12 protein-coding genes are annotated in these 15,583 nt (G+C 73.8%); 6 read left to right on the top strand and 6 right to left on the bottom strand.

From position 1 onward, the window contains the following. The first annotated feature begins 179 nt into the window (after positions 1-179). Positions 180-1,583 carry a replicative DNA helicase gene (gene dnaB, locus NFX44_RS19785; protein ID WP_262285034.1) on the top strand — a complete coding sequence of 468 codons (1,404 nt, stop codon included), beginning with the start codon at positions 180-182 and terminating at the stop codon, positions 1,581-1,583. 18 nt (positions 1,584-1,601) lie between these two features. On the opposite strand, the gene NFX44_RS19790 is transcribed toward dnaB, so the two are convergent. From NFX44_RS19790 to NFX44_RS19810, 5 genes are all read right to left on the bottom strand, one after another. Further along, positions 1,602-2,285 carry a maleylpyruvate isomerase N-terminal domain-containing protein gene (locus tag NFX44_RS19790; RefSeq protein WP_262285035.1) on the bottom strand — a complete coding sequence of 228 codons (684 nt, stop codon included), beginning with the start codon at positions 2,283-2,285 and terminating at the stop codon, positions 1,602-1,604. Positions 2,286-2,367: 82 nt separating this feature from the next. Then, complete coding sequence (locus NFX44_RS19795) at positions 2,368-2,760, bottom strand: zf-TFIIB domain-containing protein (protein ID WP_262285036.1); 393 nt, start codon at positions 2,758-2,760, stop codon at positions 2,368-2,370. 23 nt (positions 2,761-2,783) lie between these two features. After that, complete coding sequence (locus NFX44_RS19800) at positions 2,784-3,416, bottom strand: phosphoribosyltransferase (RefSeq protein ID WP_262285037.1); 633 nt, start codon at positions 3,414-3,416, stop codon at positions 2,784-2,786. Continuing rightward, positions 3,413-4,768 carry a glycosyltransferase 87 family protein gene (locus tag NFX44_RS19805; protein ID WP_262285038.1) on the bottom strand — a complete coding sequence of 452 codons (1,356 nt, stop codon included), beginning with the start codon at positions 4,766-4,768 and terminating at the stop codon, positions 3,413-3,415. Before NFX44_RS19805 ends, NFX44_RS19800 begins: the two co-directional genes overlap by 4 nt. A 62-nt stretch (positions 4,769-4,830) precedes the next feature. Beyond that, entirely contained in the window at positions 4,831-7,281 is a 2,451-nt protein-coding gene (locus NFX44_RS19810; protein ID WP_262285173.1) for a bifunctional diguanylate cyclase/phosphodiesterase, read from the bottom strand. Between the two features lie 609 nt (positions 7,282-7,890). Here NFX44_RS19810 and NFX44_RS19815 point away from each other — a divergent pair. The 5 genes from NFX44_RS19815 to NFX44_RS19835 all read left to right on the top strand — a co-directional run bounded on the left by NFX44_RS19815 (position 7,891) and on the right by NFX44_RS19835 (position 14,007). After that, positions 7,891-10,923 (top strand): tetratricopeptide repeat protein, encoded by a 3,033-nt coding sequence (locus tag NFX44_RS19815; RefSeq protein ID WP_262285039.1) that lies wholly within the window; start codon positions 7,891-7,893, stop codon positions 10,921-10,923. Between the two features lie 226 nt (positions 10,924-11,149). Further along, a complete protein-coding gene (gene moaC / locus NFX44_RS19820; protein ID WP_262285040.1) occupies positions 11,150-11,641 on the top strand; it encodes a cyclic pyranopterin monophosphate synthase MoaC in 492 nt (163 codons plus the stop codon). After that, a complete protein-coding gene (locus NFX44_RS19825) occupies positions 11,638-12,108 on the top strand; it encodes a molybdenum cofactor biosynthesis protein B (protein WP_262285041.1) in 471 nt (156 codons plus the stop codon). Before moaC ends, NFX44_RS19825 begins: the two co-directional genes overlap by 4 nt. Before the next feature lie 37 nt (positions 12,109-12,145). Further along, positions 12,146-13,405 (top strand): molybdopterin molybdotransferase MoeA, encoded by a 1,260-nt coding sequence (locus NFX44_RS19830; protein ID WP_262285042.1) that lies wholly within the window; start codon positions 12,146-12,148, stop codon positions 13,403-13,405. Positions 13,406-13,578: 173 nt separating this feature from the next. After that, positions 13,579-14,007 carry a molybdenum cofactor biosynthesis protein MoaE gene (locus tag NFX44_RS19835; protein WP_262285043.1) on the top strand — a complete coding sequence of 143 codons (429 nt, stop codon included), beginning with the start codon at positions 13,579-13,581 and terminating at the stop codon, positions 14,005-14,007. 3 nt (positions 14,008-14,010) lie between these two features. Here the strand turns inward: NFX44_RS19835 and NFX44_RS19840 are convergent, their stop codons facing one another. After that, positions 14,011-15,447 carry a glycosyltransferase 87 family protein gene (locus NFX44_RS19840; RefSeq protein WP_262285044.1) on the bottom strand — a complete coding sequence of 479 codons (1,437 nt, stop codon included), beginning with the start codon at positions 15,445-15,447 and terminating at the stop codon, positions 14,011-14,013. Positions 15,448-15,583: the final 136 nt, after the last annotated feature.

Raw genomic sequence — 15,583 nt, forward strand, 5'->3', positions numbered from 1 at the left:
CGGCGTCCACAGGTTGTCCCGAGGCTCGTCCACCGGTGCTGTTGAGTGGCTGACCTCGGGTTCCGTATCGTGGCCCCCGACCGTCCGGGCGATGGCCCCCGATCGACCGGAGGGTCGTCGGAACTTGTCACACCCCGGCGGTAGAGCTGGATCCGATCCGACGCAGCAAGGGGGGACCCGTGTCGGTCACCGACGAGACGCGCTCGGAGCGGGCCGGGGGGCAGCCGCCCACCCCGGCGCAGCGGGACGGCCAGTTCGAGAAGACCCCGCCCCAGGACGTGGCCGCCGAGCAGTGCGTCCTCGGCGGCATGCTGCTCTCCAAGGACGCCATCGCGGACGTCGTCGAGATCCTCAAGTCGAACGACTTCTACCGCCCGGTGCACGCCACCATCTTCGACGCGATCCTCGACATCTACGGGCGCGGCGAGCCGGCCGACCCGATCACCGTGGCCGCCGCCCTCGCCGACTCCGGCGATCTGGCCCGGATCGGCGGCGCGCCCTACCTGCACACGCTGATCGCCAGCGTCCCCACCGCGGCCAACGCGGCGTACTACGCCCGCATCGTCGGTGAGCGGGCGGTGCTGCGCCGGCTCGTCGAGGCCGGCACCCGGATCGTCCAGCTCGGCTACGGCACCGGCCAGGGCGGCAGCCGGGACGTCGACGACATCGTCGACCTCGCCCAGCAGGCCGTCTACGAGGTCACCGAGAGGCGGGTCAACGAGGATTTCGCCGTCCTGGCCGACATGCTCCAGCCGACGCTCGACGAGATCGAGGCGGTGGGCGCCCAGGGCGGGGTGATGACCGGTGTGCCCACCGGGTTCAGCGACCTCGACCGTCTGCTCAACGGCCTGCACCCGGGTCAGCTCATCATCGTGGCCGGCCGCCCTGGCTTGGGCAAATCAACCGCATCTATGGACTTCGCCCGAAATGCTGCCATCCGGGCCAACCAGGCGTCGGCGATCTTCTCGCTGGAAATGAGCAAGGTCGAGATCGTCATGCGACTCCTCTCGGCCGAGGCGCGCGTCCCGCTGCACGTGCTGCGCAGCGGCCAACTCTCCGACGACGACTGGACCAAGCTGGCCCGCTGCATGGGCGAGATCAGCGAGGCGCCGCTCTTCGTGGACGACACGCCGAGCATGAACCTCATGGAGATCCGGGCGAAGGCGCGGCGGCTCAAGCAGAAGCACGACCTCAAGCTGATCGTGGTCGACTACCTCCAGCTGATGACCTCGCCGAAGCGCACCGAGAGCCGGCAGCAGGAGGTCGCGGACCTGTCGCGTGGCCTGAAGCTGCTGGCCAAGGAGGTCGAGTGTCCGGTGATCGCGGTGAGCCAGCTGAACCGTGGCCCGGAGCAGCGCACCGACAAGCGCCCCCAGCTGTCCGACCTGCGTGAGTCGGGCTCGATCGAGCAGGATGCCGACGTCGTCCTGCTGCTGCACCGCGACGACTACTACGACAAGGAGTCGCCGCGGGCGGGCGAGGCGGATTTCATTGTCGCCAAGCACAGAAATGGCCCGACCGACACGGTGACCGTGGCGGCGCAGCTGCACCTGTCCCGCTTCGTCGACATGGCGATCGTCTGATCCGGGCCGGACGGGCGGTCAGCCGAGCAGTGGGAACCAGCCGGCGGCCTCGCCCAGCTCCAGCCGGTCGCGGTCGGTGAGCGGCACCCGGCCGGTGGCCTTGAGCAGGTAGTCCCGGTCGTCCCAGCCGGTTGGCCGGACGGCGTCGTCGCTGAGCAGGCCGTCCACCGTGGCCACCGCCACCCGGGTGGGTGCCTCGGCCGGGAGCGGGGCGTCGGGCAGGTCCACCACCAGGTCGAGGTGGTGGATGACCGCCTCGGTGGTCAGGGTGGCGAGGAAATCGGGTACGCGCAGCACGTGTCCCTGCGTGGTGACGTGCCCGTCGGGGTCGGCGGCGGCGGCCGCGCGGACGGCGGCGGGCGCGGTGTCGGACCAGATGCGTACCACGCCGCTGGGCCGGTCGAAGGCGGCGGCGGAGCGCCGGGCCCACCAGGCGTGCTTCACGCTCGCCTCGTCGTCGCCGCCCGGGGTGAACGCGCGCCAGTAGCTGACGTCGTCGACGTCGGCGGGCCCGGGTGCCGGGCTGGCGAGGGCGACCAGCGCCCGTTGCGCGTCGCAGAGCACGTGGAAGAGCAGGTCGGCGACGAGCCAGCCCTGGCAGCGGGTGGGGCGTTGCAGGCCGGCGTCGTCGAGTCGGGTGACGACGGCCGTGATGCCGTCGTACGCCTGCGCCAGCGCCTCGTGCGGCCGGATCGCGGTCATGTCGTGCAGCCTGCCACGGCGTGGCGGAGTCGGCACGACGGCGGTGCCGGGCCGGTGGGTCGCCGGCCCGGCGTGGCGACGGTCAGTCGAACAGTTCGCCGAGGAAGCCGCCGTGCTTCTTCTTCCGGCGGTAGTGGCCGTGGTAGCCGTAGTGCTGCTGCCCGTGGCCGTACGCGGGCTGCGGGTAGCCGTGGCCGGGCGGGGGCGGAGGCGGCGGGACGGCGCCGTAGCCGGGCTGGTGGGGCGCGGCGGCGGGCGGTGGCGGCGGGGGCGGGGGCGGGGCGTAGCCGCCTCCGGAGGGCGCGGCCTGTCGCGCGCCGTGCTGCTGGTTCCAGTTCGCCTCGGCCTCGAACAGCTTTTCGAGCTCGCCGCGGTCGAGGAAGATGCCGCGGCATTCGCCGCACTGGTCGATGATCACTCCGCTGCGCTCGTACTGGCGCATCTCTCCATGGCATTTGGGACAGGTGAGCTGCATGACACCGAAGGTACCCGGTCACCTCACGCGGTGGCGGTGAGCGCCTGCGTCACCTCGTCGTCGGCGACCTCGTGGAAGTCGTCGTAGTAGGCCCCGACGGCGGCGAAGTCGGGTGGGACCTGGGGGCAGACGACCTGGTCGGCCTCGGCGGCGAGCATCTCGTACGCCTGGTCGGAGCCGACCGGGACGGCCACCACCACGCGGGCGGCGCCCAGGTGCCGGGCGACCTGCACGGCGGCGCGGGCGGTGGCGCCGGTGGCCAGCCCGTCGTCGACGATGACGGCGGTCCGGCCGGCCAGGTCGAGCTGCGGGCGGTCGCCGCGGTAGAGCTGTTCGCGGCGGTCCAGTTCGGCCTGCTCCCGTCGGCGTACCTCGGCGCGTTCGTCTGCGTCGAGCCGGTCGGCGATCATCTCGTTGAGCACCTGCACGCCGCCGGGGCCGAGCGCGCCGTACGCGACCTCGGGGGCCCAGGGCATGCCGAGTTTGCGGACCACGAGCACGTCCAGTGGCGCGCCGAGCCGTTCGGCGATCACCTGGGCGACGGGTACGCCGCCGCGGACCAGCCCGAGGACGATGACGTCGGGTCGCCCGGCGAGCTCGCCGAGCTGGTCGGCGAGCATGCGTCCCGCCTCGGCCCGGTCGCGGTAGGTGGTCATGCCTCAGGTCTACGCCCTCCGGCCGGGCCGTGCCGGCCAGTTGCCGGGAAAGACGGTCGGGGGGCGGCCCCGGGCCGGTGGCCGGCGAGTGCGAGGGCGGGGGCGGCGACGAGCAGGGCGATCGGGTAGAGCAGGTAGCCGAAGCGGGTCGAGGGCATGAGCAGGATCGCGGCGAGCAGGCCGTACCCGCAGATCAGGGCGGTGGCGGCGGCGGTGCGCGGCGGGCGGCGCAGCAGCCGCGCGGCGATCGCCACGGCGACGGCGGCCAGCAGCGCGGCGGCGACCAGCCGGCCGGCGGGCAGCGCGCTCGCGATGAGGTGGCCGGGGAACGGGGACTGCGCGGGGCTGGTCACGAGGCCGTGCCCGAGGGGGAAGCGCAGCACGTTCTCCACCAGGGCGTCGCGGTCGACAAGCAGCACGGGGAGCAGCGCGAGGACCGGCAGGCCGAGGGCTCCCAGGGCGGTGCGCGTGCCGGCCCGGCGGGTGGCGGCCCAGCAGACCAGCACGACGGCGACCGGCCAGGCGAAGAGCTTCAGCGCGCCGGCCGCGCCGACCGCGAGGCCCGCCCGGCCGGGCCGGCCGGCGGCGGCGAGGGCGAGGGCGAGCAGGCAGAGCGCGAGTACGGGCAGGTCGTCGCCGCCGGTGGCCAGGGTGAGCGCGCAGATCGGCAGGACGGTGGCGGCCTGCGTGGCGCGCAGCACGGCGGCGCCGGGCCGGGGTGCCGCGGGGCCGGCGGTGGTCCGCAGGGTGTGCACGGTGGCCGCCAGCACGAGCGCGGTGACCAGGGCGAACCAGACCCGAGCGTCGGTCCACCAGGCGTCGGCGGCGGCCCGGGGCAGCCCGAACAGCGCCATGCCGGGCTGGTAGGGGGTGTAGCCGAGCAGTTGCTCGCCGGGGGGCAGGGCGGCGATCGCGTCGTGCCCGAGGTAGGGGGTGCCGTGTTCGGCGAGCCGCGTGCCGGCGTGCTCGACGACGATCACCTCCTCCTGCGCCCGGTCGGTCCGGCCGCCGGCACGCTGGATGCTCTGGGCGATCACCGGCAGGAGGGCGGTGGTGGCCCAGGCGAAGCCGGTGACCGCCCAGCGGGCGGGCAGCCCGGCGAGGCGGGTGCCGGGTTGCCGGCGGCGGGCCAGGAGTTGGGCGGTCGCGGCGAGCGCGGCCAGGGCGTAGCCGATGGTGGCGAGGACGCCCCAGGCGCGGTGCGGCAGCAGCGTGGAGGTGACGGCGGTGACCGCGGCGAACGCGGCGGAGACGGCGTAGAGGCCCACGTCGAGGGCGAGGCCGCCGGCGGCGGTGTCGATCGCCCGCCAGCGGCGGGCGGCGGGGGCGGTCCGGTCGGCGTCGGCGGTCACGCGGGCCAGTCTGGCAGACGGGTACGGCATCCCGGCCTGCGGATCTTGGCGGGCCGCGGTGGTCATGGGGTGGCGCTGCGGTTGCGTCCGCCGCCGGTGCGGCGGCCGGGCAGGCGGATCACCGCGCCGGCGTCGTGCAGCGGCGCGGCGAGGGCGCCCGGCCGCCCGCCGGCGCCGCGTTGGAGGGCGGCGAGGAGCGCGCCGGACGGCAGCGGCCGCGCGAACAGGTGGCCCTGCCCGGCGGCGCAGCCCAGCTCCCAGAGCGCCCGCCGCTGCGGCTCGCTCTCCACGCCCTCGGCCACCACGGTCAGGCCGAGGCTGCGGCCCAGGTCCAGGGTGGAGCGGATCACCGCGGCGGCCTCGGCAGCGCTCTCCATCGCGGTGACGAAGCTCCGGTCGATCTTCAGCTCGTGCACGGGGATCCGGGAGAGCAGCGAGAGCGAGGAGTAGCCGGTGCCGAAATCGTCCAGCGCCAGCCGTACGCCGGAGTCGCGGAGCCGGCTGAGCACCCGGTCGACGACGTCGAGCTGGCTGAGCGTCAGGGTCTCGGTCAGCTCCAGCACCAGCCGGTCCGGCGGCAGGTCGTGCGCCCGGAGCCGGGCCAGCACCGCGCCGGGGAAGCGGGCGTCGAGGAGACTGCGGGGCGACACGTTCACCGAGACCGGCAGGTCGAAGCCGGCGTCCCGCCAGGAGCCGGCGGCGATCAGCGCCTGGTCGAGGATCGCCTCGGCGAAGGCGGGCAGCAGGCCGGAGCGCTCGACCGCCTCCAGGAAGCGCAGCGGGTCGATCATGCCGTGCGTCGGGTGGTGCCAGCGGGCCAGCGCCTCCGCGCCGATCACCTCGCCGCTGCCCAGGTCGACGATCGGTTGGAAGTTGACGATGAACTCGTGGTCGGCGACCGCCCGGGGCAGCTCGCCGCCGAGGGTGAGCCGGCCCAGATCGGCGGTGTCGCGGGTCGGTGCGTACGTGGCGACCCGCTGGCCGGCCCGCTTGGCCTGGTACATCGCCACGTCGGCGCGGCGCAGCAGCTCGGTCATGCCGCCGCTGGCCGGGGCGACCGCGATGCCGCCGCTGGCCTCCACGCTGATCCGCATGCCGTCCAGGTCGAGCGGCTCGTGCAGCGCGGCCAGCAGGGCCTCGGCCCGGTGCGCGGCGACCGCCGGGGCGGGCAGGCCGCGCAGCAGCACGGCGAACTCGTCGCCGCCGAGGCGGGCCACCAGGTCGTCACGGCGGGCCGCGCCGCGCAGCCGGTCGGCGACCTGGATCAGCACCCGGTCGCCGGCGCCGTGCCCCAGGGTGTCGTTGACCTCCTTGAAGTGGTTGAGGTCGATCAGCACCAGGGCGGTGACGCCGTCGGCGTGCCGGTTGGTGAGCTGCTCGGTGCCCTCGTCGAGCAGGTGCCGCCGGTTGGAGAGCCCGGTGAGCGCGTCGTGGGCGGCGGCGTACGCGTGCTCGTCGGCGATCCGGGCCAGTTCGGCGTACGCCTGGGCGTTGCGGACGGCCGTGCAGAGCGCCGAAGCGAAGGTGCGCAGGGTGTACTGCTCCCGTTCGGACAGGTCGATCTGCCCGGTGAACCGCAGTCGCAGTACGCCGAGGTCCACCGCCCGGTCGTGCCCCTCCAGCGCGACCGGCAGGACCCTGCCGTTCACCGCGCTCGGCTCGGGGGTCGCCCCGTCGTACGCGATGCCGCCGGCGTTGCCGCGGACCGTGCGCCCCCGGTCGCGCAGCTCGATCTCGACCTCGTCGGCCGAGAAGAGCTCGGCGGCCTCGGTGACGGCGGTGGTCAGCACCTGGTTGAGGTCGACGACGTTGAGTGCGTCGGTGGCCCGGGCGAGCCTCTGCCAGGCCTGCTGCTCGGTGCGCGTGCGGACCCGCGTCGAGTAGGCGAGGTGCAGGCTGAGCACCAAGGGCGGCACGGCGAGCAGCAGCCGGGGGTCGGCCCGGAGGATGAGCACGGTGCAGGCGGCCACCACGAACCGGACGGCGAAACCGGCGAGCCGCAGATCCAGGTCGTCGCGGAACTGCCGGAGGATGCGGGTGCCGGAGGCGAGTGCGATGACCGGCATCGCCAGCAGGTCGTCGAGGAGCGCCGCGACCAGGTAGACGATGCTCAGGGTGCCGATGAGGCTACCGACCGGTGGCGCTGTGCCGGGCCAGTGAAGGAACCCGGCGACGGCCACGGTTCCCCCGGCGATCAGCACGTTCTTGCCGATGCCGAAGGCCGCCTTGATGGCCGGCAGGCGCAGCACGGCGGAGGCGCCGGCGACGCCCAGAACGGTGGCCACGACGACCCAGGAGGCCGGGCTGATCGCCACGCCGATCACGATGGCCGTCTCGACCCACGCGATGGAATGGGTGGTCGACCGGATCCGGACCGACGTCTTGACGACCCCGCCGACCGCGATCATGAAGGCCAGCGTGACGAACGTGGCCACGTCCCGGACGGAGCTGGGTGGGGTTCGTGCCAGGAACACCATCGCGGTGATCGCCACCGCTGACGCGAGGACGACGATGAGACCGACGAGCGTCAGCAGGTGCCGATCGGTCTCAACATCGCGTCGTCCGTCGGTGTGGCTCACCCGGCTCCAGTAGGTGAACGGCTGAAGCCCGGACCGGCATCAACCAGCAGGTTCGATGCCAGGAGCCTACCGCGAGGGATTCTCGGGGTGAAGCCCCGCAGTTTCAGTGCCACTCGCTGCCGCGCATCGCCCGACTCCTTCCGGCTCTCTTTCGAAGCGTTCGAAGGTTCCGTAAACCTCGAATGCAGCTTAGGAGTCAGGGGTGTCCAGTCAGAAGAGATAAATGTCGGTATGCGCAATATTAGCCAACACTGTGGTGGTATATGACGGTCTGTCCATGGCGGTTATGCGGAGCGGAGTGAGCCCTATCCCGCACGTGCCCGGCCGGTAGCCGAGCGCGACCGCATCGCTGTGGGACTTGCACCTTGCTAGTCAGCCTGGACAGTTGCTGCACTATTTTCAACCTCTCCTTGGTTGACGGTTCGAGCCGGAATGGGCGACGCACGTGCGTAAATACCCCGTAGCGGGCCGGTGGCTCGGCGCGACCGTCGGTAGAATTCCGACGCGATCGATTGAGGTGCACTAAATCCGGAGTCGTCCGACGTGGATATTCGAGTCCTGGGTGGTCTCGCCGTACGGACCGAGGACGGATATGTGCACCTCGGCACACCAAAACAGCAGCTCGTGTTCGCCATGCTCGCCGTGCAGGTGGGCCGGCTGGTCACCCTGGACGGACTGGTGGACGAGCTGTGGCCGGAGGAGCCGCCTCGCTCCGCTGTTCCCAACGTGCGGACCTACGCCGCGAATCTCCGCCGCAGCATCGAAGCGGCGACCGCCGGGCTTGTGTCGGTGGTCCGGGCACAGGGCGGCTACCGCCTCGGGGCGGAGCCGAGCCGGGTCGACCTGGTCCGGGTCGGCAGCGGGTGGCGCCGTGCGCGCGAGTTGGCCGAGGCGGGTGAACCGGCCGAAGCCGCGGCGCTGCTCACGGAGATGATCGAAGTCTGGCCGGAGCCGTTCCTGGCCGGGCTGCCGCTGGGTCCCACTCTGACCGCACGGCGCGAGGAGGTGGCCCGCGAGCGGCAGGCAGCCGTGGAGCTGCTCGCCGAGCTGCGACTGGGCAGCGGCAGCGCGGACCTGGCCCTCCCGATCCTGCGTGCCCACGCGTCGCGGTATCCGCTGCGCGAACCCGCCCAGGCCCTGCTCATGCGGGCGCTCATCCGCACCGACGACCTCAGCGGAGCGCTCGCCGTCTACCAGGCCGCGCGCGACGCGCTCGCCGAGCAGCTCGGCGTGCCACCCGGGCCCGAGTTGGAACGGGTCCACCGTGCCGCGCTCGACGCCCGGCGAATGCGGCGGAGGTTCGCGGGCGGCCCGCTGGAAGCCGCTGCGGGCGCCGGGAACGAGGACGTCGGCCGGGGTCCGAACTGGCTGCCCCGCGTGGTGCCGGATTTCGTCGGACGGCGGGAGGTTATCGAGCGGACGCTCGGCGACATCGCCGCCGACGAGGCGCGGCCGGTGGTGCGGGTGATCGACGGCATGGCGGGCTGCGGCAAGACGACCCTCGCGGTCCACCTCGCCCACCGACTCGCGGGCCGGTTTCCTGGCGGGCAACTGTTCATCGACCTGGGTGGCCATGCGGAGGGCGCGCCGGTCGCACCCGCATCCGCACTGGTCACCCTGCTCCGCCAGCTCGGTCTGCCGGCCGGTCGGATCCCCGGGGACCTGCCCGACCGGATCGAGATGTGGCGGCGGGAACTCGCCCTCCGCAGGGCCGTGGTGGTGCTCGACAACGCCGCGGACAGCGCGCAGGTCGAGCCCTTGCTGCCCGTCACCGGTCATGCCGTGGTCCTGGTGACCAGCCGGCGTCGGCTCCTGGCGCTCACCGAGCGGCCTCCGGTGTCGCTTCCCGTGTTACCCGAGCCCGAAGCGTTGGCCCTGCTCACGTCCCTGGTCGGCGAGCAGCGGGTCGGGGCCGATCCCGACGGGGCGGCGGAGATGGTGCGCATCTGCGGTGGGCTGCCGCTGGCCATCCGGTTGGCCGGCACCCGGCTGGCCCATCGCCCGGCGTGGACCATGTCCGACATGGTTCGCCGGCTGGCGGGGAAGCCGGCGTTCCTCCCCCGGTTGCAGGCGGAGGCGCGGACCGTGGTCGAGGCCTTCGCCGAGTCGTACGAGCCGCTGGACGGCGCAGCCAGGCGCGTCTTCCGGTCCTTGGGACTGGTCGCCGCGGGTCACTTCGACACCGCCATGGTGGGCGCGCTCACCGACCTGCCACTGGACGAGGCCGCCGACCTGATCGACGAACTGGTCGACCGGCACCTGGTGGAGGAGATCGCCGATGGGCGCTACCGCCTGCACGACCTGATGCGACAGTACGCCTACGAACTGTCGCTGCAGGCGGACCCGGAACCGACCCGGAAAGCGGCGGTGGCGGGGCTCCTCGATCACCTCCTGCATTCGGTCGTGGTGGTCTCCGCGCCGATGGAGGAGAAGCGCCTGGTCGACCGGAACCTCCGCCTGAAGGCGCCGCTGCGCCCCGACCTGCTCGCGGCGCGGCTGCCCGGTGACCTGGAGTGGCTGGAGGAGCAGCGCCTCAATCTGAACTCCCTCGTCCGGCAGGCCGCCCGCGAGGGTCACGAGGCGGTGGCGTGGCGGCTGGCCCGGGCGGCCTGGCGCTTCTTCTACATGCGCAGCTACTTCGACGACATCTCCGCCACGCACGGCGAAGGGCTGGTCGCGGCACGCCGGACGGGAGATCGGCACGCCGTCGCCCTCATGCACAACTACCTCGCCTCGGCCCGCGTGCGTAACGGCGCTTACCAGGAGGCGTCGGCCCACCTGCGCGAGGTGGTGTCGATCCGGGCGGAACTCGGCGACGTCGAGGGCACGGATCGTGCGCGGGTGAACCTGGGTGTCGTGTACTGGCTGACCGGCCGCATCCAGGACTCGCTCGAGGTCAACCAGGCCGCGGTGCGGGCCGGGGCCCTGGACACTCTGCCCGTGCTGCCCAACCTGGGCCTGACCCTGCGCGTCCTGGGCCGGCACGACGAGTCCATGGCCGTCCATCGGCTGCACCTCTTCGTCGCCCGGGTCAGAGGGGATCTGTTCCACCTGTCCAACGCGCTCGGTCACCTCGGCGGCGTCCGCTACCGCCTCGGCCAGAACGCGCAGGCGGAACGCCTGCTCCGGGCCTCCCTGGCGCTGCGGGACCGCACCGGCAACGGGTACGCCCGGGCCGAGACCCTCAGCGACCTGGCCGGCACCTACCGGCACCTGGGCCGGCTCGACGAGGCGCTGCGGCACCATCACGCCGCGATCGAGGCGGCGGCCAACGCCGGCGAACGCCACGTCCAGGCCGAGGCCCGCAACGAACTGGCCATGACACTGCGGGTCGCCGGGCGGCACGAGGAGTCGATGGCCATGTTCCATCAGGCGCTCGACATCGCCACCCGCATCGCACACCCCTATGAGCAGGGCCGGGCGCTCAGCGGCCTCGCCGAACACCTGGCGGACACGGATCCCGAGGAGGCACGCCGGTACCGGCGGCGGGCCCTGGCGATCTTCGAGCGGATGGGCGTACCTGAGCAGCACGAGATCCGCCGGCTGCTGGCAGAGGTCTCGTCGGACCGGGTCTGAGTGGGTTTATCGATTTCTTATCGCCCGGCTCGTTAGCGTCGCGGCATGTCGGCCAACGGGGGCGGTCCACTTCACGGGGGACCCGGCCGACCAGGCCCCCGCCGTCCGGTTTCCCCCCCAGCGAATCGACGGCGGGCAGGTGCGGGAGGGGTGCCGCGGGGTGCCCCTCCCCGCCGACGGCCCCGACACGCACGTCCGGTCGTACCGGACGGATAGGCTCGCGGCCGTGACCGAACCCGCGCAGCTCACCCACGTCGACCCGGCCGGCGCGGCCCGGATGGTCGACGTCTCCGCCAAGGCGATCTCCGGCCGGCTCGCGGTCGCCGCCGGCCGGCTCCGCACCACCGCCGAGGTGGTGGACCTGCTCCGCCGCGACGGGCTGCCCAAGGGTGACGCCCTGGCCGTCGGCCGGCTCGCCGGGATCATGGGGGCCAAGCGCACGCCCGACCTGATCCCGCTCTGCCACCCCATCGCCCTGCACGGTGTCACCGTCGACCTGCGCCTCACCGACGACACCGTCGAGATCACCGCCACGGCGCGGACCGCCGACCGGACGGGCGTCGAGATGGAGGCGCTCACCGCGGTGGCCGTCGCCGGGCTCGCCCTGGTCGACATGGTCAAGGCGGTGGACCCGGCGGCCTCCGTGGACGCGGTCCGGGTCCTGCGCAAGGAGGGCGGCAAGACCGGCGAGTGGGTCCGGCCGGAGGACCGGCCGTGATCCGGGCCCGGGTGATCGTCGCCTCGAACCGGGCGGCCGCCGGGGTCTACGCGGACACCAGCGGCCCGCTGCTCGTCGCCGGCCTGCGGGAGCTGGGCTGCGAGGCCGACGAGCCGGTGGTGGTGCCCGACGGCGAGCCGGTCGGCGCGGCGCTTCGGGCGGCCCGCGACGAGGGCGTCGACGTGGTGCTGACCAGCGGCGGCACCGGTGTCACCCCGACCGACCGCACCCCCGAGGTGACCCGCCCGCTGCTCGACTACGAGATCCCCGGGATCGCCGAGGCGATCCGGGCGCACAGCCGGGACGCCGTGCCGACGGCCGCGCTCTCCCGCGGGCTGGCCGGGGTGGCCGGCCGGATGCTGGTCGTCAACCTGCCCGGGTCGCGGGGCGGGGCGAAGGACGGGTTGGCGGTGCTCGGGCCGATCCTGCGGCACACCGTCGACCAGCTCCGCGGCGGCGACCACTGACCACACACCCCCGCCGCGCCGGCGCTAGGCTCGGCCGATGAGCACGGAAACCGCAGCCGCCGCGGCCGGGGTCGCCGCGCCGCCGCCGGCCGGGTGGGAGGAGGCCCGCTCCCGGGTGTACGCGGTGGGTCTCGCCGCCGCGCTCCCCACGGTCGGCCGGCCGCTCGCCGACGCCGACGGGCACACCCTGGCCGAGCCGCTGACGACGCGTACCGACCTGCCCGCGTTCCCGACCTCCAGCGTGGACGGCTGGGCGGTGTGCGGGGATGGCCCGTGGCAGGTGGTCGGCCGGGTGCTCGCGGGGCAGACCCCACCCCCGTTGGAGGCCGCCGGCAGCACGGTGGAGATCGCCACCGGCGCCATGGTCCCCGAGGGCACGACGGCGATCCTCCGGATCGAGGAGTCGACCCGGACCGCCGACGGCCGGGTGGCCGGCACGCCCCGTCCGGTGCCGGAGTGGCGGCAGCCGGGCGAGGAGGCGTACGCCGGGGAGGAGCTGCTGCCCGCCGGCACGCCCGTCGACCCGGCGGTGATCGGCCTGGCCGCCTCCTGCGGGCACGACACCCTGCGGGTCCGCCGCCGGCCGCGCGCCGCGCTGCTGGTCTTCGGTGACGAACTACTGACTGCGGGCCCGCCGGGGGCCGGCCGGGTCCGCGACGCGCTCGGCCCGGCGGTGCCCGCCTGGCTGCGTCGGTACGGCTGCCAGGTGCGCCCGGCCGACGTGGTCGGTCCGGTGGCCGACACCCTCCCCGCCCACGTGGCCGCGCTGCGCGCCGCGCTCGCCGACGCAGATCTGGTCTGCACCACGGGCGGCACCATGCACGGCCCGGTCGACCACCTGCACCCGACGCTGGAGACGCTCGGCGCCGACTACGTCGTGAACACCGTGGCGGTCCGGCCGGGCTTCCCGATGCTGCTGGCCCGGCTGGTGGACGGCGACGGCCGGGTGCGCTTCGTGGCCGGCCTGCCGGGCAACCCGCAGTCCGCGATCGTCGCGCTGGTGTCGCTGGTCGCGCCGCTGCTCGCCGGCCTGCAGGGCCGGCCGATGCCGGTGCTGCCGCAGGTCACCCTGGCCGAGCCGGTCCCGGGCCGGGGCGACCACACCCACCTCGCCCTGGTGCGGTGGGACCGGGTGGCCGGCACCGCGCACCCGGTCCGCCACGTCGGCTCGGCGATGCTGCGCGGCCTGGCCGGCGCGGACGGCTTCGCGGTGATCCGGCCGGGCACCAGCGGCGCGGCGGGCGACCGGGTGCCGCTCGTACCGCTGCCGCTGACCCCCGGGGAGCGGGCATGGTGAGCGCGAGGAGTGAGCCGGGGTTGCGAGCCCCGCAGTCGCGAACCGGGGAGGAATGGTGAGCGCGAGGAGTGAGCCGGGGTTGCGAGCCCCGCAGTCGCGAACCGGGGAGGAATGGTGAGCGCGAGGAGTGAGCCGGGGTTGCGAGCCCCGCAGTCGCGAACCGGGGGGGAACAGTGAGCGTGGTCGGCCTGGTGCTCGGCGCGGTGACCGAGCAGCCGCTGGACCTGGCCGCGCACGAGGCCGCGGTCGCCGAACGCCGGGCCGGCGCGGTGGTCTCGTTCCAGGGCGTGGTCCGCGACCACGACCACGGCCGGACGGTCATGCTGCTGGAGTACGAGGGCCACCCGACCGCCGAGGCCGTGCTGCGCGAGGTGGCGGCCGAGATCGCCGCCGACCCCGACGTGTACGCGGTGGCCGTGTCGCACCGGATCGGTCCGCTGGAGATCGGCGACGTGGCCCTGGTGGCGGCGGTCAGCACCGCGCACCGGGCGGCGGCCTTCGCGGCCTGCGCGCGACTGGTCGACGAGGTGAAGGCGCGGCTGCCGATCTGGAAGCGGCAGGTGTTCGCCGACGGCACCGAGGAGTGGGTGAACTGCCCCTGAGGCTCAGCGCCGGCCGGCGGGCTGCGCCACCCGGGCGAGGCGGTCGTGGTAGAAGGCCGGCTCGGCGCCGGGGCGCCAGGGCAGGGCCGCGACCAGCACGATCAGGGCGACGGCCAGCGAGTTCTCCATGAGCGCGCCGAACAGGCCGTCCTGGTAGTGGGACACCTCGGGCAACTGGTGCTCGTACGGCCAGATGGGCGAGATCAGGAAGAGCAGGTAGAGCCCGAGCGCGCCGACCCCGTGCCGGAGCCCGGTCAGGGTCGGGTACCAGATCGGCGGTCGCAGCGCCGGCACCCCGTTGGCCGGCGGCGTGCCGGTGGCCCGGGGCAGCACGCCGCGGCTGGCTTCGCGCCGGCGTACGGCCGCGTCGGCCAGCACGATGATCGCCGGGATGACCCAGACCAGGTGGTGCGACCAGGAGATCGGGCTGACCACGTTGGCGGTGAGCCCGACCAGCGTGAACGCGGTCAGTTCGTCGCCGTCGGCGCGGGCACTGGCCGCCCGGGACAGCCCGAGCGCCAGCATCAGCACCGCGAAGGCCAGCCAGAGCAGGCCGGGCGTCTCGATCGAGTCGTAGAGCCGGGCCAGCAGGCCGGCGAGGGACTGGTTGGCGGTCATGTCCGCCGCGCCGACCCGCTCGGTCTGCCAGAGCACGTCGGTGAAGTACGTCCGCGACTCCGCGCCGATGAGCGCGTACGTCGCGAGCGTCACGCCGATGGCGGTGCTGGCGGCGGTCAGCGCGGCCCGCCACTGCCGGGTGATCACGAGATAGGCCAGGAACAGCGCCGGGGTGAGCTTGACCGCGGTGGCCAGCCCGATGCCGACCCCGGCCCAGGTGCCGCTGTAGACGAACCGGGCCAGCGCCGAGTCGGCGTTCTCGTGGTGGGTGCCGCGCCGGGCCCGCCAGCGCAGGCCGACCAGATCCGCCATGATCAGCGCGAAGAGCAGCAGGTTGACCTGACCGTAGCCGAGGGTCTCCCGGGACGGCTCGATGGCCACGGCCAGCGGGGTGGCGATGCCGACGGTGAACCAGAGCGACCAGCCCAGCCGGTCGACGATGGGGCGCAGCAGCGCGGCCAGCACGACGGCGAGCGCCGCGATGCTGGCCAGGGCGTTGAGCCCGCCCGCGGCGTCGACCGGCAGCCAGGACATCGGCAGCATGGCCAGGGCGGCGAACGGCGGGTAGGTGAAGCCCAGGGTGGTGGAGGGTGCGATGAAGTCGTACAGCTCGTTGCCGCTCGCCCACCACACCACGGCGCCATGGTAGATCTTCATGTCGAAGAAGTTGTACGGCCGACCGAAGGCGCCGATGGCGAGCCAGGCGGCGTAGGCGACGGCGGCCACGATGCCGGTCCGCACGACGATCCGGCGGTCGATCCCACGCGTGACACGCTGGATGGGAGCGAGGCGGTCCGTCCGTCTACCGACTGTCGTCGGCATGGCGTGGCCACCCCCGTACCAAGGTCGTCCTGCCCGTCCAGGTCCAGCACGGAGCCTAGAACGGCGCCTCACGTCAGTGCCTCCCGCGTTATGCGACCGTGTCCGATCCCACACGTGTTTTTGACATTTCCACCGC

Origin of the sequence: Micromonospora sp. MA102 (genome assembly GCF_025460765.1) — a bacterium.
Classification (GTDB): domain Bacteria; phylum Actinomycetota; class Actinomycetes; order Mycobacteriales; family Micromonosporaceae; genus Micromonospora; species Micromonospora halotolerans.